1 protein-coding gene is annotated in these 276 nt (G+C 46.0%); it reads left to right on the plus strand.

Features of this window, described 5'->3' with window-relative positions:
* Nucleotides 1-276 (plus strand): peptidylprolyl isomerase (locus AB4585_RS25380; RefSeq protein ID WP_372171546.1); only part of this gene is annotated, 276 nt, incomplete at both ends.

Below are 276 nucleotides of genomic sequence, written 5' to 3' on the forward strand. Positions count from 1 at the left end.
ACCCAAGGTAAAGATGCCATCATAGGTCCATTCCGCAGTGGTATTGGTTTCCATATTTTGAAAATTGAAGATGTGCAAGGCCTTGAGACTGTTGCTGTAACAGAGGTTAATGCGCGTCATATCCTCATTAAGACCTCTGTAATCCTAAGTGATGAAGGAGCACAGAAAGAACTGTATGGCTTTATTCGCCAAATCAGAGCGGGTGAAGCAACCTTTGGTGAACTAGCACAGCAATACAGTGCAGACCCAGGCTCTGCCGCTCGTGATGGTGAGCTT

Origin of the sequence: Vibrio sp. 10N.222.49.C9 (assembly GCF_041474985.1) — a bacterium.
GTDB classification, from domain to species: domain Bacteria; phylum Pseudomonadota; class Gammaproteobacteria; order Enterobacterales; family Vibrionaceae; genus Vibrio; species Vibrio crassostreae_C.